Genomic DNA, 18404 nt, shown 5'->3' with positions numbered 1-18404 from the left:
TCCGGGCTACGGGACATTCGCGAACGTGATCTCGCGCACGCCCTCGACAGCGGAATCGTGCCAGAAATCGACCGGAATCGAGCCAAATCGAACCCGCCGATCTTGGGGATCGACTAATCCCTGATCTATAAGTTTGATCGAACCAGGTCCGCACCCCGAGGTTGCCGCCGTGAACGACATGCAATGGGCCCCCATCGGGTCAGAACCCTTACCCCCGCCGCTGCCGCCCACGCGGGTCGATTTCACCGGCAACCGCACCGAGTTTCGCAAATTGGTCACCAAGGGTGCCATGCTCGAACTCGTCACCTTCGGCTTCTACCGGTTCTGGCTCGTCACCGACATCCGCCGTCATCTGTGGGCGAACACCGCGGTCGATGGCGACGCCGCCGAATATACCGGGCGGGCCAAGGAGCTTCTGGTCGGCTTCCTGTTCGCGCTCGCGATCCTGGTGCCGATCTACCTCGCTTACTTCCTTGTCGGTATTGAGTTCGAGCGCTGGCAGGGCTTTGCCTCGACGCCGTTGTTCATCAGCTTCTACGCCTTCGGCCAGTTCGCGATCTTTCGCGCGCGGCGCTATCGCCTGACGCGCACGGTCTGGCGCGGCGTGCGGTTCTGGATGGACGGATCGGGCTGGGCCTATTCGTTCCGCGCCATGCTGTGGGGCTTGCTGGTGTTCCTGACGCTTGGGCTCGCATTGCCGTGGCGCGAGGCCTCGCTCGAACGGTACAAGATGCGGCACACCCATTACGGCGATTTGCGCGGCGATTTCGCGGGCGACGGTTGGACGTTCTTCAAGCGCGGCTGGTGGCTGTGGCTGCTGAGCCCGATCGCAATGGTTATCTTTCCGCTCGCGCCGTTCTTCTATGCCGAGTTCAAGGCGCGCGAGTGGCGCTGGTGGCTCGACGGTATCCGCATCGGCGATGTCAGCGTGTCCTCGCAACTGCCGCACAACGCATTTTACAGCCTGTACTGGAAGGTGATCGGCTGGTGGATGCTGCTCTCGGTCATCTTCGCCGCCTACGTCGGCGGAGCCACCATGCTCGTCGTCAAGCTGAGCGGTCTTTCGGTCGAGCAGGCGTTGGGGCCCGGCAATGCCGCCAAGAGCATCCCGACACTGGTGATGATGGTCGTCGGCTACCTCGCACTCGCCCTGGCCCTCAACATTGTCATGCGGGTCTATCTCCAGCGCGATCTCTGGGCCAAGGTGTTGGAAACGGTGGATGTGTACAATATCGCGGCCGCGGCTGACGTGCGCGGCAGCGCCGAGCTCGCCAGCGCGCTCGGCGAAGGCTTTGCCGACGGACTCGATGTCGCGGGATTCTGAGCTGTGAGTGAGTTGTCCACCGAGCTCCCGGCGCAATCCGCAAAGCCGACGATCTTCTTCGACGGCGTGTCGAGCCGCAGGCGGCAGGTGACGCTGACGCTCAGTGACGCGCTCGAGATCCTCGAAGAGGGTGCGCCGCCCGTTCGCTGGGCCTATGCCGACATCCGCCGCGCCGACAGCCCGCCCGGCATTTTGCGGCTCGCCTGCGCTTCCGCGCCGCCGCTGGCGCGGCTGGAAATCCGCGACGCTTTGCTCGCCTCAGACGTGACTGTCCGCTGCGTACGGCTCGACGACCACCAGACCTCGCGCCGCGGGGTCGCAAAAATCGTCGGCTGGTCGATGGCTGCCGCCGTCTCCATCGTCTGCGTCGTGCTGTTCGGCGTGCCGCTCGCTGCCGACCGCCTCGCGCCGCTGGTGCCGAAGCCGATCGAGCGGCGCATCGGCGATGCGTCGGAGGTTCAGGTGAAGACCATCTTCGGCCGCAATGCGTGCGAGGATGCGGCGGGGAAGGCGGCCTTCATCAAGCTCGTCAATCGGCTGCGCGATGCCGCCGGCCTCGACGACGATTCCATGACCGCGGGCGTGCTGCCGACCCCGGTGCCGAACGCGTTCGCGCTGCCCGGCGGCAAGGTCTTCGTGCTGAAGGGCCTGCTCGACAAGGCTGAAAGCCCGGACGAACTCGCCGGCATCATCGCCCACGAGCTCGGTCATCTCAAGCACTACGACAACATGCGCGGGTTGATCTACAACGGCGGCACCTCCTTCCTGATCGGCCTGTTGTTCGGCGACGTCACGGGCTCGAGCGCGGTGATCTTCGCCTCACGCAGCGTGGTCGAGGCCTCCTATTCGCGCGAAGCCGAGACCGCTGCGGATACGTTTGCCATCGAGATCATGCACAAGCTCGGCCGTTCGCCGAAGCCCGCAGCCGAATTGATGTTCCGCATCACCGGCAAGGAAGGCGGCGGCCTCACGTCGATCCTGGCGAGCCATCCGCTGACCGAGGACCGCCTCGCACGCATGACGAAAGAAGACCGCCCCGCCAGCGGCGCGCCGCTGCTGACCGATGCGGAGTGGCGGTCGCTGAAGGGGATCTGCGGCAGCGGCAAGATCTGAATCTCTTGCCGCCGACGCGTTGGCCCCGCGCCAAATCATCCATCGGCGAGGAACGATCGCTCGGGGAGTGGTTATCCCCCCCCCAATAAACAGCGGGAAGTTCCTCATGGCTTACGGTCGTTTCGTCACGATGATCGCGGCTTCCACCGTGATCATGTTCGGTCTGATGTATCTCAACACCTTCGCTCTGGATCACGTCTGGTACAGCCAGACCCGGACGTGGATGGCGTTGCTGATGGGTGCGGTCATGGCCGCCGTGATGCTCGCTTTCATGTGGGGCATGTACAGGAACCGCACGGCGAACCTCGCCATTCTGGCCGTCAGCGCCGTCGTGTTTGCGGTTTCGCTCTGGCTCGTTCGAAGCCAGCAGACCGTGACCGACGTCGTCTATATGGAGGCGATGATCCCGCATGATTCCATCGCGGTTCTCACCAGCGAGCGCGCGCACATCAGGGATCCCCGCGTTCGCAAGCTGGCTGACGACATCATCGAAGCCCAGGTGCGGGAGATCGGCGAAATGGAACGGTTGATCGCCGACCTCAAGGAGAAGCCCGCGCCCGCCGATGCGAAGGATCTGCCGCCGCGGCCGCCGATCTGACGGAGCGGCGCGCGTATCATTTTGCCGGGGCGGGCGAATTGGTCGAGCCGGTGGTGACGCTCGGCGCGTTGTTCGGGCTGGAGGTGGTGGTCTGCGGGCCGACGTCGCGTCCATTGTAGAAGAAGACGGCCGCGACCACGGCGATCACGAAGATTGCGCCGATCGCCCAGCTCACCGGGCTGTTGCGGCGTGCTCTGTCTGCCCTGCGGTCGTCATCCTGATAGGTCATCGTGCTCTCCATCGTAGAGCAGGAAAACCTTGAGCTAGCGAAGCTGTTCCTAACGTGACGCGGTTTGCAGGCCGGCGCCTATCTGGTCCCGTAGGCGCGGTCGCCGGCGTCGCCGAGGCCCGGCAGGATAAAGCCGTTCTCGTCGAGACCTTCGTCGACTGCGGCGGTCCAGATCGGCACGTCCGGATGCAGTCCGCGCAGCCGCTCTAGTCCTTCCGGGGCAGCGATCAGGCAGGCGAGGCGAATATCCTTGGCGCCTCGCTCCTTCAGCCGGTCGATGGCGGCCACAGCCGTGTTGGCCGTCGCAACCACCGGCGTCACCACGATCGCCAGGCGCTCGCTGAGATCGGATGGCGATTTGAAGAAATACTCGACCGCCGCAAAACTGTGCGGCTCACGGTAGAGGCCGATATGCGCGACGCGCGCGGTCGGCACCAGGTCCATCATGCCGTCAACGAAGGTGGTGCCGGCGCGCAGCATCGGCACGAATACCAGCTTCTTGCCCGCGATCTTTGCCGAATGCATCGTCGCCAGCGGCGTCTCGATGACGGTATCGGCGAGCGGCAGGTCGCGCGTTACCTCGTAGCACAGGAGCATGCCGATCTCCTTGATCAGCTCCCGAAACGATTTGGTCGAGATCGATTTGTCCCGCACCAGGGTCAGCTTGTGCTGCACCAGCGGATGATCGACGATCGTGACGCCTTGCATGACGGGATGCCTTTCTTCCTTCTCCCCTTGTGGGAGAAGGTGGCGCGAAGCGCCGGATGAGGGGTACTTTCCGCGAACTCCTGTGAGAGATATGCCCGCGGAGACAACCCCTCACCCGGCTTCGCTCCGCGAAGCCACCCTTTCCCACAAGGGGAGAGGGTTCTTAGAACACCGTGCCGTCGCTGATCACCTTGAGCGGCGGCGAACCATCGGGACGGCGCGCGAAGGCGATGGCGCGGCCCGCGGCCCAGGTGCCGCCTTCCAGAATGCTCGCGAGCGGCAATGTCTCAGGCGTGCGTCCGAGTTTTGCGCGGACCAGCTCGGCAAGCCGATCGAGCAGCGCCACGGTCAGCGCGCGCCACTCGACGACGAGGAGGGAGTCCACCGCATGCGCACGTTCGGCGTCGGCGGGGTTGCGCAGGCGCAGCACCTCGTGATCGACGAACAGGCCGCCATTGCGATATTCGGCAAGCCCGGTCAGGCCGTCGATGTCGGTGACGTCAATTCCGGCGCGCTGTAGCGGCTCGATTAGCGAATAGCTCAGCCATTGCGACAGCTTGTGCAGGGGCATGAGGCCCGCGGTCGCATCGCTGGCCTTGATCGCCGGATGGCGCCAGCAATCGCCGAGCGGAATTCCGGCAAGCTCCAGCCGCGACGGCCAGATCGGTCCGAGCTGATTCAGCACCGCCGAGAGAATCGCGGGTGCGGGAACCGCGCCGCCCTTCGCCTGCGCAGCGATGTGATCGAACAAACCGCCCGGCCGTGGCGTGTCGTGCGCGCCGAACACGTCCGCGCGCTCCGCCACCAGCCTGCCCAAGCGCCGCAGCAGATCGGTCCGCCCCTCGAGCCCGAGCAGCGGATTGGTGTCGCTCACCTGAAAGGCCGAAGTGAGCGCGGCGAGCGGCAGTTGCGCGAGCACGTCGGCATCGGCCCTGAAGGGCGCGCGGGCATCGCGGGAGAAAAGACCGCTCGCGAACATGTCGAGACTCGCGATCGCAAGTCCTTCGGATCGGCCGATGCTCTGTGCCGTCGCGGCCTCGCGGTATTGCCAAGCCGCACCCGCGCCGGCGTCGAGCAGCACGCTGACGATGGCAAGGTCGAACTCCGCGCGCGCCCGCGCCGGGCGATCGGGCCATGACGCCGAATCCGCAAGCCGCGCCCAGCGGTCGACGCCGCCAAGCACGAAATGGCGCCATCGCGCATGAAACGGGATTTCCAAAGTGGGATAGGCTTTGCGCGTCACCGCGAGCACGGCATCAGCAACGCCGTCCATGCGATCGAGATCAACAGTGAAATGGGTGAGTCCGCCGGCAAGGCCGATCTCGAACATCTCGCCGGCACGCGCGCGAACCGCTCCTGCGCTGAGCAGCGAACGGGCCTGCAATTCCAAAGCGTCTGCCATCAATCGATCAGTATTTTTCCAGCGAACGTCCGACCACGCCATCGACGTCCTTCTCCGGCGCAATGTCGGTGGAGTAATAGCCGGCGGCCTTCTTCGCGGCGATCTCGACATAGGCGTCGGCGGGAATGAGCTCGGGCGGGATCGGCACGCGCTCGACGATGTCGATGCCCTGCGAGGTCAGCGCGTCGTGCTTCATGTCGCTCATCGAGAGGAAGCGGTCGATGCGCTTCAGGCCGAGCCAGTGGATGGTGTCGGGCATCAATTGCTGGAAGCGGGCATCCTGGACGCCGGCCACGCATTCGGTGCGCTCGAAATAAGCGGCGGCCGCGTCGCCGTCCTCCTGGCGCTTGCGCGCATTGTAGACCAGGAATTTCGTGACCTCGCCGAGTGCGCGGCCTTCCTTGCGGTTGTAGATCACGAGCCCGAGCCCGCCCTCCTGCGCGCCGCGCGCGGATTCCTCGATGCCGTGGATGAGGTAGGGACGGCAGGTGCAGATGTCGGAGCCGAACACGTCGGAACCGTTGCACTCGTCATGCACCCGGCAGGTGATCTTGGTGCGATGGTCCGGCAGTTTTGTCACATCGCCGAACATGTACACTGTGGTGCCCCCGATCGGTGGCAGAAACACCTTCATGTCCGGCCGTGTCACCAGCTCGGGGAACATGCCGGCGGTCTGCTCGAACAGCGTGCGCCGCAGCTCGGTCTCGTTGGTCGCAAAGCGTTCCGCAAGGCCGGGCAGATACCAGACCGGATCGATCGCGATCTTCACCACCGACACGCTGCCATTGGAGTGCACGACGTCACCGTCGGCGCGCAGGCGCTTTGCGGCGAGCGCCTCGCGGATCTCCGGCAGGTCCAGCCGCGCCCGCGTTACCGCGATGCTCGGGCGGATATCGATGCCCTCGGCGATGTCCTTGCCAAAATTCTCGGCGACGAGATGTCCCCAGGGATCGAGCGCGACGATCTTGGCGGGATCGCTCCACTGCGGGAACGGCCCGATGGTCGCGGCCGGAAAGGTGTTGGTGAGATCGGGCCTACGAATTGGATCGAGCGCGCCGGCGGACACCGCGAGCGCGCGGTACATCGCATAGGAGCCGCCATGGCTGCCGATCACGTTGCGATCCCCGGCGCGCGACACCGTGCCGATGATCGGCCCGCGGGCGCGTGCGTCGGCCGCGCCCCAGTGGATCGGGAAGGCCGCCTTTCGGCCCGGCTCCGGATGGGAGGTGAGGCGGATGTGGTCGGTACGGTTCGCGCGGCTCATGACCAAACTCCCAAAAAGCCAACGGCCCGCCGCTCGGACGGGCCTTGGCTCGTCGCGCTGCCGATGCGGAACATCGGCGGCGCGAGCTCAATCCAACATATTGTAGCGGGCAGTCGCGACAGACAAGTTAATCGTGCCGGGCGGGGGCAGGGCGGCTCGCGGCCAAATTCCCGTCGTCCCGCGAGCCGGCAGCGCTTGCCGGAGTGCCACGCTACCGCACTGGCGGACTGCGCCGCCATCGCGGTAAGATGATGAAATAATTATGTTTTTAACGTTTTAAAGGGGCGGTGCACGGACTGCTCGGCGGGCGTCGAGTTTCCTGACAAAACGTGTCATCAAACCAAACGCCCAGATCGCCTTTGCCGTATCGCCTGCCTTATCGTCTTTCTTGGAGACCGCCATGCCCGCCGCCGCCTACATCGACCCCCGCAACGGTAAGCTCTATCCGCTGGACCAGCCGCGCTGGTGCTCGGACGAACGCACGCCGCTGCTGGTGACGCCGGGGGCAGGGATGTCGCGCGAGGACATCGACGGCCGGGCGCGCTCGCTCTGGCGCTACCGGGCGGCGCTGCCGGTCGAGATCAAGGCTCCGATCACGCTCGGCGAAGGCTGCACGCCGCTGGTGCAGCAGGCCTGGGGCGAGCTGTGCCCGTTCTTCAAGCTCGAATGGTTCAACCCGACCGGCAGCTTCAAGGACCGGGGCTCCGCCGTGATGCTGTCCTTCCTTCGGCAGATCGGCGTCGACGCTATTCTGGAGGACTCGTCCGGCAATGGCGGCTCGTCGATGGCGGGGTTAGGTGCCGCCGGCGGCATGCGCGTGAAGATTCTCGCGCCTGCTTCCACGTCGCCGGCCAAGATCGCGCAGGTTCGCGCCTATGGTGCCGCGGTGCAGCTCGTCGAGGGCCCGCGCGAGGAATCGGAGGCCGAGGCCATCCGGCAGTCGAGCCAGACCTTCTACGCCAGCCACAATTGGCAGCCGTTCTTCCTCGAAGGCACCAAGTCGCTCGCCTATGAGATCTGGGAAGATCTCGGCTTTCGCGCCCCCGACAACGTCATCGTCCCCGTCGGCGCCGGCAGCTCTCTGCTCGGTTGCGCCTTTGGTTTCCGTGAGCTGTTGAAAGCCGGCCAGATCACCAGGCTGCCGCGCCTGTTTGCGGCGCAGCCGCTCAATTGCTCGCCGATCGATGCGAGCTTCAAGGCGGGCGTCGATACGCCTGTCGCGCGCGAGGTCAACAAGACCATCGCCGAAGGTACCGCGATCAAGCATCCACTGCGCCTGCGCGAGATCATCGGCGCTTTGCGCGAGAGCGGCGGCGGCACCGTCGCACTCACCGAGGACGAGATCGTCGCAGCGCTGCGGCGCTTGGCGCGGCAGGGCCTGTTCGCCGAGCCGACCAGCGCAAGTGCCGCCGCCGCGCTGGACAAACTATCCGCTACCGGTGCCATCACGGCGAACGAGACCACGGTCGCGGTCCTCACCGGCACCGGCCTCAAGGCCGCGACCATCGTTGCCGATCTCGTGCAATAGGAGTGGGCATTCCGTCTGGTCGTGGCTCTTCCCTTCTCCCTTTGCGGGAGAAGGTGGCGCGAAGCGCCGGATGAGGGGTATCTCACCGCGTACTCAAATGAGAATTGAAACGCGTGGAGAGAGACCCCTCACCCGTCTCGCCGCTGCCGCGGCGATCCACCCTCTCCCGCAAGGGGAGAGGGAAAGCATCGCCTAATCTTTCAGGTCGTTCACCCGCTTCACCCAAATGCGCACATCGGCGATCACGTCGGGCAGCGCCGCCTTGACCTCAGCCACGGTCATGCCGGCCTTGATGCGGGGATCGTAGAGCAGGTTGAGGATGTACTGGTCGTAGACGTCGAAATAGCCCATCGAGACGTTGTCGTTGAACATGGTCCAGGGCACGCTCGCGGTGTCGTTGATCGGGCCGAGCGATTGCAGCAGCTCCTCATAGGCGCAGTCGAGGAAGGTGAAATCGCCGTTGTCGACGGTGAGGATGACGTCGGAATGCTCGATCTCGAAATTGTCGTTCTTGCGGAAGCCGGACAGGCATTGCGGATCGAGCGAGGTGCGGATCTCGCGGGCCTTCTCCGCACCGTAGAAGCTCGAGATGGTGCGGAACAGATCGCGGTCGCGCACGAGCTTCACCCGCACATTCGCCGCTTCGCTGCTGTCGATCATGGCGATATCGAGATGCTGCACGCGCTTGCCGATATCGTCCACGACCTTTGCAAGCTGCGCCTTGCGGTCGGCGCGGTCGCTCTCGGCGAACACGCGCACCGGCCCGTCGAACTTGCGGATGCGGTCGACGCGGCCGGCAAGGTGGTATTCGGCGCCGAACGCCGTCTTCAGAAAGCCATCGACGATCTCGCCGTCGGTAAAGCTTTTCTTCTCGGCGCGCTGGCGCGAGGCGATCGCGGGCAATTAGCCCGCGACGGCGATGGTAGCGGTGTCAGGGACGAACGCGGCGGTGGCGAGCACCAGCAGGGCGATGCGAAAGCCGGACGAAGGCGGGGCCAATGCGCTCATTGCCAGGCGACGCTGCCGTATTCGGAAGCGACGCACAAGACCGCATATCCACGCGGCCCGCCGGTTCCTGCTAGTTGTTCAGCACGACCACGGTAGTGCCGACCCCGACGCGGCCATAGAGGTCGGTGACGTCGTCGTTGGTCATGCGGAAGCAGCCCGAGGACACCGCCTGGCCGATCGTCTCCGGCTCGTTGGAGCCGTGGATGCGGTAGAGCGTCGAGCCCAGATACATCGCGCGCGCGCCAAGCGGATTCTCGACACCGCCCTTCATGTGACGCGGCAGGTCCGGCCGGCGGGCCAGCATCTGCGACGGCGGCGTCCAGTCCGGCCATTCCTTCTTGGCGGTGATCCTGTGCACGCCGCCCCAGCGGAAGCCGTCGCGGCCGACGCCGATGCCGTAGCGCAGGGCCTGGCCGTTCTGAAGCACCAGATAGAGCCGGCGCTCCGAGGTGTTCACCACGATCGTGCCGGGGGCGTAATTGCCGTTATACATGACGGTGGTGCGGGGGACCGGGCTCGAGCCGCCGCGGAAGAAATTCGGGCCGCCGCCCATGATGTCACGCGAGTCGAACTCCTCGGCGAACGCGCCGCCGGCGGTGGCCGACAGCAGTGCGATGGCGGCAATCGGCGCGGCAAAATACCGGATCATAGTTCCCCCAGCAAAAAAATCGATTCAACTGAAGTCACAGGCCATATTTGCGGGCTTTCCGCAAGCCACGGCCCCGTGAGGGAGGCATCCTTAATGAAGGAAGTTACCAAACCGGCAACCGCGCCAAGTTGCCGGAAATTATTAGCCAAACCGGCGCATCGCCGCGCGGGGCAGGGCGGCGATGCCGGCTATTGCTTTGACGAGACGAGCGAACAATGATTGATCGCACGGATTGTGGAACATTGCCGGTTGCGGGAGCTGACGGATGAACGGTGCGGAAAGTCTGGTGCGGACGATGGTCAAGGGCGGGGTCGACGTCTGCTTCTCCAACCCCGGCACCTCCGAGATGCATTTTGTCGCAGCGCTCGACCGCGTGCCCGGCATGCGTTGCGTGCTCGGCCTGTTCGAAGGCGTGGTAACAGGCGCCGCCGACGGTTATTTCCGCATGAAGGGCACGCCGGCCTCGACGCTGCTGCATCTCGGTCCCGGCCTCGCCAACGGCCTTGCCAATCTGCACAACGCCAAGAAGGCGAATTCCGGCATCGTCAACATCGTCGGCCAGCACGCCGTCTACCACATCGGCTACAACGCGCCGCTGACCTCCGACATCGAGGGCCTGGCCCGGCCGATGTCGTCCTGGGTCCGGACCTCGCCGAACTCAAAATCGGTCGCCGCCGACGGTGCCGCGGCGATCGCCGCCGCCAAGAGCGCGCCGCCGCAGATCGCGACCCTGATCCTGCCCGCCGACACGGCCTGGAACGAAGCGGACGGCATCGCCGAGGTTCCGGCCGAGCAGCAGCGGGCGAGCTATTCGCCGCAGGCGGTCGAGCAGGCCGCTAAGATCCTGCACGGCGACGGCGAGGGCACGCTGCTGCTGATGACCGGCAGTGCGCTGAGCGAGCAGGGCCTGGCGCTGGCCGAGCGTATCGCCGCCAAGACCGGCTGCACCGTGATGGGCCCGACCTTCCGTCCCAGGATGGCGCGCGGCCGCGGTCGCTTCTCGATCGACCGCATCCATTACGTGATCGACAACGCGCTGCAGATGCTGGCGAGGTTCCGCCATATCGTGCTGGTCGAGTCCGACGATCCCGTGGCGTTCTTCGCCTATCCGAACAAGCCGAGCATCCTCAAGCCCGAGGGCTGCGACGTGCATCGCATGACCTCCTGGGGTGAGAATTCGGTCGCTGCACTTGAAGCGCTCGCCGGCGCCGTGAAGGCCAGCGCAAAGGACGTCAAGCCGCAGGCCGCGCAGGAACTGCTCAAGCCGACCGGCGCACTGACCCACGCCTCGATCGCGCAGTCGATCGCCTATGCGATTCCCGAGAACGCGATCCTGGTCGACGAATCGCTGACCACCGGCCGCGCCTTCTTCCCGCCGACGGCGGCTGCCGCGCCGCACGACTGGCTCCAGAACATGGGCGGCTCGATCGGCTTCTCGACGCCGCTCTCGATCGGTGCCGCGATCGCCTGCCCGGACCGCAAGGTGATCTGCATGGTCGGCGACGGCAGTGCGATGTACACGATCCAGTCGCTGTGGACGCAGGCGCGCGAAAATCTCAACATCGTCACCATCGTGTTCGCCAATCGCATCTACCAGATCCTGCGCGGCGAGTTCGACAATGTCGGCGCCGGCGAACCCGGCCAGCGCGCCAATGACATGCTTCGCCTCGACCGGCCGACGCTGGATTTCGTGGCGCTGGCCAAGGGCATGGGCGTGCCCGGCCGCGCCGTCACCAACGCGGACGAGTTCAACAAGGCGCTGGCCGAAGCCGTCGCCGAGCCCGGACCGCGGCTGATCGAAGTCCAGATGTAGGGACTGGTCGATCGCGCCGCGAATTCCGGCCCTCATCCTGAGGAGCCCGCGTTACGCGGGCGTCTCGAAGGATGGTGACAGGCGGGATACGGGCCTTCATGGTTCGAGACGCGCGTTCCGCGCTCCTCACCATGAGGGTGGTAACGGCGCATCGGAATGCGCGCGAGGGGCCGGGGGGCAAGATGCAGACCGAGCTGAACAAGGTGATCGCGGCGCTCCGGGACTTCTACGCCAACGAAGCATTCCTGTTCGAGAAGGACATCGGCGAGCGTGCCATCACGCACCGCTTCGCTGTGCATCTGGAGAAGCAATTCTCCGGCTGGTCGGTCGATTGCAACTACGACCGGCTCGGCGAGCGTACGCTGCATCTGCCGCACGGCACCATCATCTCGACCGACGATCACCTGGGCAAGTCGATCTACCCCGACGTCGTCGTGCATCAGCGCGAGATCCCGAACAATTTGCTCACCGTGGAGATCCGCAAGGCGAGCAACCACACCGCGCTCGACCACGACCAGCACAAGCTGATGGCGCTGACCGATGCGCATGTCTGGTTCGCCTTCTGGATCGGCGTGCTGCTGGTGCTGGACAAGGACTATGTGGCGATCTCGGAAGTCTATGTCAGCGGCGTCCTCGATCAGCCGCTGTCCCGCTGGTTCGCGACGCGGCTGCGGGAGGTTGGCCTCGGCCCGAGAAATTAGGGCGTGTCCCAAAAAGAAAAAAGCCCGAGCCTTGCGGCCCGGGCTCCAGTCGACTGGAAGGAATGCCGGATCAGTACTTCGCGATTACGGGCCCGCCGAACGTGTAGTTCACACGTACGGTTCCGACATCAATGTCCTGGCCGATACGATGTGTGTTGGATGGGCCGGTAAACGGCAGAACGAGATTTTGAGAGATGTCCCGGCTGCCCATGAAAAGGTGATCGTATTCGACTGCGACCGACCAATTGGGAGCGAAGCCAAACTCAAGACCCGCGCCTACAACCCCTCCCCACCGCGTTTCAGAACCGGAAGACAGGGTCTGGCCTGCCACCACGCCGCCTGCAAAGGCTGCTCCGGCAGGCGTGAATGTGAGTGAGTACTTGTCGTGCGCGACCGCTGCACCACCCTTTGCATAGAGCAGCACGTTATTCCAGGCGTAGCCAACCTGCCCGGTGAACAGCCCAAAGGCATCGATCTTGGTGTCGTCGTTGAAAAGGGAAGTAGCGCCGATTACAGCGAACTGATTGGCATTGCTTCCTTTGAAATCTGCCCAGTTACCCTGTGCTTCCAAGCCGAACACCCAGTTCGTTGCTTGCCAACGATACCCAATCTGCCCGCCGACGGTCCCGCCCGTTGCGTTATGACAGCCCTCAGCCACGGCCGGAGCGACCGGCACACCGGCGTTGTTGGTGACGTCCCAGCAGGTGTGGGCTGAACCGCCCCCACCGTTGATGCCCAGATAGAAGCCGCCCCAGTTGTAGACGGACGCTGCGATCGCTGGAGCCTTGGTGTAGGTCCGCGCTGCCATATCAGCAGCAAACGCAGAGGTGCTGAGCAGCATAGAGCCGAGCGCAGCCAGAACGATCTTCTTCATCAGCGTAATCCCATCATTTCAACGAATGGCTCGGGATACACCATTTGGCGTCGGCATGCTGTTACAGGTTAGACACATCGGATGTCTATCGAGCTTGCAAGCGCATAGGTCGCCAGAGGCAGTGACGTTTGACGTGCTGGGCTTGCCGAACGTGCAAGCCAGGCCGGCCCTCGCTACATGTGTCTTGAAGAAGTCGCAGTCATTTCCATTCGCCATCTGATTTCTAAAGCGAGGCTGCCCTCACCGCTAGCCGGAGGTCGTTCGAAGACGTGTCATGTCGTAGCAAACCTGACCTCGACCACTCGGCGTCTAACGCCGCTTTTGACTCGAAGCGAGCGATGCGAACGTGGAATACTCAGCAAAAGGCCCCGGGTGGCTCGGGCCTTACCACGCGCCTACTCTGAATGGAGCGCCAGAGCACCGAAACAGAGAGCAAACATGGACCACAAAACAACACCAGCGTTCCGCGATTAGATTGGGTTCATGTCGCTCTCAACGTCGTCCGTCACCCGCTCAATGCAGCGGATTGCCCTGGCGGAGAGCGTGTAGGTGACGAGGTCCTTCAGCGCGAAGCTGGAGCCGGTCACCGGCGTCCATTGCGGGTCGAGCGACAGCACGGAGGAATTATATCCGAACATCATGCCGAAGGAAGACTTCGGCGACGATGCGGCCGCCGATCGGTCCTGCGGTGTCTTGACCGTGGCGGGCCCACCGCGACTTACCTCACCAAGGACGCCGTCTTTGAAGAACATTCGGAAGTCCTATGGTTCTGCGAACGACAGAAGCCGATTGCTTTGAGTCATAACCCAAGCGCGATCTCGGCCCATTTCAGCATGCGGTCGCTATTAAGGAATGACAGCACCGCCGGCTCCAGTGACGCGGTCGCGCCCGGTGCGAGCAAAGCCGTCGCGGCTACCATGTCGCAGCGTTGATTGAAGGCGAGTGAGAGCGCGGCCTTGGGGTTTCCCTCAACGCGATAGGCCCGGCTGCGGCCGCGCATTGGACCGACGACGATCGCTCGGCCGGCAGCCGTCGGCGTTGCCTTCCCAATCAGCGCCAGGTCGCCCATCTGTTCGAGGTCGCCGTCGTCGGCAACGCCGGTGGCGCAATTGCAAAAGCCGAGCTTGGCGCGAACGTAGAGCTGGACCTCGCCGCCGCAATCTTCGGCCTTGCAGCGAAACGCCTTTCCTTTCCCCCAGGGATCCGCTCCGAAAGGCCAGTCGATTTCCGCCCACACCGGGCGGACCTCGCCGGAGGCCGCTGTTGCGCGTGCCGGTTCACCGGATCGCGATATCCAGAACGCTGCAGCAGCGCAGAGCAGCGCAAAGGCTACGCTGATTGCAACGAATTTGCTTATCAGGCGCATGGAAGCTGCCGCGGCACCTTTGCTAATTCTGAGCCATCAACTTTCGTGCGGCCGCGAGGTCTTGCCGCGATGAGTCGCCATTTCTCGCCGTTTCGACGACTTTGGCGTAGTACTGGCGGGCCTTCACAGTATCCCCCGCTTTCTCGGCCGCGTGAGCGGCGCCGATGGTCGCGCCAAAGCGGTTCGGCTCCTTGCGCATGGTGCTTTCAAACGCGGCCAATGCCTCCGTCGCCATGCCGCGTTCGAGCAGCATGGTCCCGTAAAGCTCGCGTGCCGGAGCAAGCGGGCCCGGCGTCACGATGGATTTTTCGGTCTTGTCTTCGGCATCGGCGGCAAGGCGCATCGCTTCCAGCGCATCCGCCTGTTTTCCCTGGGCGTTGAGCTGCCAGGCTGTGGCGACCTGCCGCTGAATGTCCACGATTTCGGTCCAATAGGCGTCCTTGTCCTGCTGCAGCTTGTCCCGCAACTCCGCCAGCTTGGCGATGTCCGGAGTTGCTGCGTCTGCATTGCCGGAGCGCGCGGCGCCAAGGGCGCGTGCGAAATAGGTGATGGCATCGACATAGGCAAACCGGCTCGGCTCGACCTTCAGCGCAGCAGCGCCCTGCCAATCGCCGCGCTCGACCATATAGCGCGCCTGGCTGGCCGCTATCGCGTAGGGACCGGCGCGGACGGCCGGCGCATAGCCCGTGGTCGCAATCATGTCCGCGATGACGTCGCTGGCTCGGCTGTCCTGCGCGAGCTGGAGCAGGGCGTAGACCATATAGTCGTCGGCATGCAGCTGCTCGCTGGGGTCCTTGCCCTCCTTGGCAGCCTTGGCGGAACGGCTATTGGCGTCGATGGATTCGTTCCAGTAGCCGACGCGCGTGAAGATGTGCGACGGCATATGCAAGGCGTGCGGTGCCGCCGGCGCGATCTCGGAATAGCGCTTGGCAGCGTCGAGTCCCTGCTCTGCGATCGCCGGATAGTCATAGAGGTGGATCAGGTAATGCGCGACGCCGGGATGCCGCGGCTGGCGCTTGAAGATCGGCTCCAGGATAGCAGCGCCCTTGAGCTGGTTGGCATAGGTCTTGTCGTTTGGTGACGCCGCGACATTCAGCGTGATGGCGTAGGCGATCTGCGCCTCGTCATCATCGGGATAGCGCGCGGCGACGGCTTCGGTTGCCTTGAGATAGGCCTGCGCCCGCTGGCCAAACGTCGTCTTCTCGTCGCCCGAATAGAAGGCCAGCAGCGCGTCGATATAGTCGCGTTCGCGTTCGCTCTTGGCGCCGAGTGCCTTGGCCTTCTGCAGCGCGACGAGGCCTGCGGTAAGGTTTTCCTTCGGCGCGGGAAAATGCGGATTGTACAGCAGGCTCAGGGCAATGCCCCAATAGGCGATCGCGCATTCCGGATCGGCCTGCAGCGTCTCCTCGAAAATCTCTTTTGCGGGCCGGTACCAGAACGAGTGCTGATAACGCATCCCGCGATCGAACCGGCGCTGCGCCACCTCGTTGCAGGATGTCTGGAAGTGCACCTTGCCAAATTGCTCATCGGTCCCGTCCTCCGCGCGTGCGGCAGGCGTGCCGAAAATCGAACCCAGAGCAGCGAGGGCGAGAAGAGAGACGGTTCTCAAGGTGAGCGCGCGCATCAGCCCCTCCATTTTCTGTTCAGAATAAATTTGGTCGGATGGCGCCGATAAAACCGAGGGCGCCGAAATTCGTACTGCTGAGATTGGCAATGGCAATTGCGTTGCTGAAGGATTTCTCCATTCGCGATGCGAGTCAACAGGAAGCGGACGGATTTGCGTTAGGGAAGCACGCCTGCCAGGACCCGTCCGCCCGCCCGTCGAGGCGAGTGGGCCACAAGGCCGCTCGCATGACACGAGCGGCCTTGCATCATCGTCCGTCACCCGCTCAATGCAGCGGATCGCCCTGGCCGAGTGCGTAGGCGACGAGGTCTTTCAGTGCGAAGCCGGAGCCGGTCACCGGCGTCCATTGCGGGTCGAGCGACAGCACGGAGGAATTGTCTCCGAACATCATGCCGAGGAAGACCTCGGCGACGATACGACCGCCGACCGGTCCGAGCTGCGGTGTCTTGACCGTGGCGGGCCCGCCGGTGGCGGAGATTGCCATGTCCGTCGCGTTTTGCCGCGCCTCGGCCAGGATGTAGGCCCACAGCGGACAGTTGCCGGCGAACACGCCGTTCGCGATGGTCGCGATCTTGACCTGCGGATCGCCCGCGCCGGGCTCGTCGACGGCCTTGCCGATGATGATCTCGTCGTCGCTCAGCGGCGTCAGGTTCATCGCCCTGGCGACGGCCTGGCCCGACGGCAGTCCGAGCCGCCAGCTGCGCTCGAGATTGCGCAGCGCGAGCGACGCCGGGTTGGAGGCGACTTCCGGCGGCAGCTTGCGCAGCGGGTCCACCAGCGAGGCGTCGATGCGATAGGCAAACTGCAGCCGCCTCTTGTTGTCGAGATTGGTGTCGTCGTCCTCGACGCCATAGGGGCGCGTGTCGAGATCGATGAAGCGGCCCCAATCCATGGCGCGTCCGGGTCCCATGGCGCGGAAGCCGGTCAGTGCGTTGTGATCGGGATTGTTGGGATCGGGGAAGATCTGCAGCAGCATGTTGGCCGCGTCGTTCAGCCGGTAGCCGGGGCGGATCATGGAGTGCCCGAGCCGGTAGGCCGCGACCGAGAACTCGACGGGCATGAACGGATAGGTCTTCCAATGGTAGTAAGCGAGCTTGCTGCGGTCGTATTGACCTGCGGTCTTGAGTTCGTCCAGCACGCTGGCGTGGACGATGCGCGGCAGGAAGTCGTTCAGCACCACATACTGATAGTGGAATCGAACACGCTGCTGCACGTCTTCGAACGACAGGCTGTCATTGTCGTCGACCATGCGGTTGTGAAAGCGCAGCATCAAGGCCTGGAATTGCGATACGATGCTGTTCTCGTCGTTGCGAGGATCGCCGATCAGCGCGCGGCCCTTGAAGCGCGGCAGGTCGACTGCGTCGGGCACGCCGGCGCCGGTGACCTTCTCGCCGAGCCGGAACTTGATACCGTCATACATATAGGGCTGGTCGTTCGGACCGCGGCCATAGAGATTGTCCATGTCGAGCGACGGCGTGCGGAAATCGACGAGCCCGTCGGGATCCTGCTGCTTGGTCAGCGAGCTGACCGGATCGAAGGTGATGTCGTGGTCGATGAACTGGCCGAAATAGGTGTAAAGCGAGGGAATGCCGCTCTCTTCCGCGTCCGGCCCGTCCTTCGGCCCGTCGAAATCGGCGACCATCTTGTCGGCGAGCGCCGACAGGTTTGCGAAATTGTCGGAATCGTTCGGGCCGAATTTGGCCGGTGCGAGCTTGCGGAACATGCGGCCGAAGCGGCCTTGCGAAAGCGGCGAACGCGTTGCGTTCAGACCGCGCGGAACAATTGCGTGACGGCTGCTCATTGAAACACCTTCCTGAAAAGTCGAATGAAACAGATCGGGCTAAAGTTTCTCGCGCTGGGGTTTGCAGCCTAGGCGCGATCACGCCTGTCACGAGCGAGATAGATCACAATTGCCCGGCATCGAAATTTTCGGAAGGTGCGCCTTGCCCGCAAGCCGCGGCTGCGCATCGCGAATTCCCTCCGTGGCGATGACGGATAACATTCTCGTCATCGACGGATGCACGCGGCTTCGCACAGTTTCAATTCGCCGAGGCGTCGGCGAAAACGGATCGTCTTCACGCAAAAATTGTGGCGGGGGGGCCGGGGAAGGCCCCCCCCCCCCCCCCCCACAAGATTGAGCGGGGGGGGGGGAACCGGGGGCGGGGGGGTTAAACCAAAAAAGATTGTTTTTTAAAAAAAAACA

Annotated in this window: 18 protein-coding genes; 7 read left to right on the top strand and 11 right to left on the bottom strand. The window is 64.1% G+C overall.

The genetic code is table 11. From position 1 onward, the window contains the following. The first annotated feature begins 178 nt into the window (after positions 1-178). The 3 genes from AC0L21_RS32615 to AC0L21_RS32605 all read left to right on the top strand — a co-directional run bounded on the left by AC0L21_RS32615 (position 179) and on the right by AC0L21_RS32605 (position 3035). Positions 179-1324: a DUF898 family protein gene (locus AC0L21_RS32615; protein WP_473265807.1), complete on the top strand. Its 1146-nt coding sequence runs from the start codon at positions 179-181 to the stop codon at positions 1322-1324. Positions 1325-1327: 3 nt separating this feature from the next. Next, positions 1328-2437: a M48 family metallopeptidase gene (locus AC0L21_RS32610; RefSeq protein WP_473265777.1), complete on the top strand. Its 1110-nt coding sequence runs from the start codon at positions 1328-1330 to the stop codon at positions 2435-2437. 106 nt (positions 2438-2543) lie between these two features. Continuing rightward, positions 2544-3035 carry a DUF305 domain-containing protein gene (locus AC0L21_RS32605; protein ID WP_473265776.1) on the top strand — a complete coding sequence of 164 codons (492 nt, stop codon included), beginning with the start codon at positions 2544-2546 and terminating at the stop codon, positions 3033-3035. Positions 3036-3051: 16 nt separating this feature from the next. On the opposite strand, the gene AC0L21_RS32600 is transcribed toward AC0L21_RS32605, so the two are convergent. The 4 genes from AC0L21_RS32600 to AC0L21_RS32585 all read right to left on the bottom strand — a co-directional run bounded on the left by AC0L21_RS32600 (position 3052) and on the right by AC0L21_RS32585 (position 6638). After that, entirely contained in the window at positions 3052-3264 is a 213-nt protein-coding gene (locus AC0L21_RS32600; protein WP_473265775.1) for a hypothetical protein, read from the bottom strand. A 78-nt stretch (positions 3265-3342) separates the two neighbouring features. Then, complete coding sequence (upp, locus tag AC0L21_RS32595) at positions 3343-3972, bottom strand: uracil phosphoribosyltransferase (protein ID WP_007614501.1); 630 nt, start codon at positions 3970-3972, stop codon at positions 3343-3345. Between the two features lie 163 nt (positions 3973-4135). Further along, positions 4136-5374 (bottom strand): URC4/urg3 family protein, encoded by a 1239-nt coding sequence (locus AC0L21_RS32590; protein WP_473265774.1) that lies wholly within the window; start codon positions 5372-5374, stop codon positions 4136-4138. A gap of 7 nt (positions 5375-5381) precedes the next feature. Further along, positions 5382-6638: a GTP cyclohydrolase II gene (locus AC0L21_RS32585; RefSeq protein ID WP_473265773.1), complete on the bottom strand. Its 1257-nt coding sequence runs from the start codon at positions 6636-6638 to the stop codon at positions 5382-5384. A gap of 400 nt (positions 6639-7038) precedes the next feature. On the opposite strand from AC0L21_RS32585, the gene AC0L21_RS32580 reads away from it, so the two are divergent. Further along, positions 7039-8166, top strand: coding sequence for a threonine synthase (locus AC0L21_RS32580; protein ID WP_473265772.1), 1128 nt, complete (start codon positions 7039-7041; stop codon positions 8164-8166). Positions 8167-8358: 192 nt separating this feature from the next. Here the strand turns inward: AC0L21_RS32580 and AC0L21_RS32575 are convergent, their stop codons facing one another. Further along, entirely contained in the window at positions 8359-9069 is a 711-nt protein-coding gene (locus AC0L21_RS32575) for a DUF2927 domain-containing protein (RefSeq protein ID WP_473265771.1), read from the bottom strand. Between the two features lie 175 nt (positions 9070-9244). Further along, positions 9245-9823 (bottom strand): L,D-transpeptidase, encoded by a 579-nt coding sequence (locus AC0L21_RS32570; protein WP_007596474.1) that lies wholly within the window; start codon positions 9821-9823, stop codon positions 9245-9247. Between the two features lie 93 nt (positions 9824-9916). On the opposite strand from AC0L21_RS32570, the gene AC0L21_RS32565 reads away from it, so the two are divergent. From AC0L21_RS32565 to AC0L21_RS32555, 3 genes are all read left to right on the top strand, one after another. After that, on the top strand, positions 9917-10042 hold the full coding sequence (locus AC0L21_RS32565) for a hypothetical protein (RefSeq protein ID WP_473265770.1): 126 nt from the start codon (positions 9917-9919) through the stop codon (positions 10040-10042). A 46-nt stretch (positions 10043-10088) separates the two neighbouring features. Next, on the top strand, positions 10089-11636 hold the full coding sequence (locus AC0L21_RS32560) for an acetolactate synthase large subunit (protein ID WP_473265769.1): 1548 nt from the start codon (positions 10089-10091) through the stop codon (positions 11634-11636). A 182-nt stretch (positions 11637-11818) separates the two neighbouring features. Continuing rightward, positions 11819-12337: a hypothetical protein gene (locus tag AC0L21_RS32555; protein ID WP_473265806.1), complete on the top strand. Its 519-nt coding sequence runs from the start codon at positions 11819-11821 to the stop codon at positions 12335-12337. A gap of 70 nt (positions 12338-12407) precedes the next feature. On the opposite strand, the gene AC0L21_RS32550 is transcribed toward AC0L21_RS32555, so the two are convergent. From AC0L21_RS32550 to AC0L21_RS32530, 5 genes are all read right to left on the bottom strand, one after another. Then, positions 12408-13211 carry an outer membrane protein gene (locus AC0L21_RS32550; RefSeq protein WP_473265768.1) on the bottom strand — a complete coding sequence of 268 codons (804 nt, stop codon included), beginning with the start codon at positions 13209-13211 and terminating at the stop codon, positions 12408-12410. Positions 13212-13681: 470 nt separating this feature from the next. Then, complete coding sequence (locus AC0L21_RS32545) at positions 13682-13963, bottom strand: hypothetical protein (RefSeq protein ID WP_473265767.1); 282 nt, start codon at positions 13961-13963, stop codon at positions 13682-13684. A 47-nt stretch (positions 13964-14010) separates the two neighbouring features. Then, a complete protein-coding gene (locus AC0L21_RS32540) occupies positions 14011-14577 on the bottom strand; it encodes a hypothetical protein (protein ID WP_473265766.1) in 567 nt (188 codons plus the stop codon). Between the two features lie 22 nt (positions 14578-14599). Beyond that, a complete protein-coding gene (locus AC0L21_RS32535) occupies positions 14600-16201 on the bottom strand; it encodes a hypothetical protein (RefSeq protein WP_473265765.1) in 1602 nt (533 codons plus the stop codon). 265 nt (positions 16202-16466) lie between these two features. After that, entirely contained in the window at positions 16467-18002 is a 1536-nt protein-coding gene (locus AC0L21_RS32530; RefSeq protein WP_473265764.1) for a peroxidase family protein, read from the bottom strand. Between the last annotated feature and the right edge of the window lie 402 nt (positions 18003-18404).

It is taken from the genome of Bradyrhizobium sp. WSM4873, from assembly GCF_055811355.1.
Note: the sequence above shows the minus strand (reverse complement) of the source record. Positions and strands in the feature narration are given on the sequence as shown.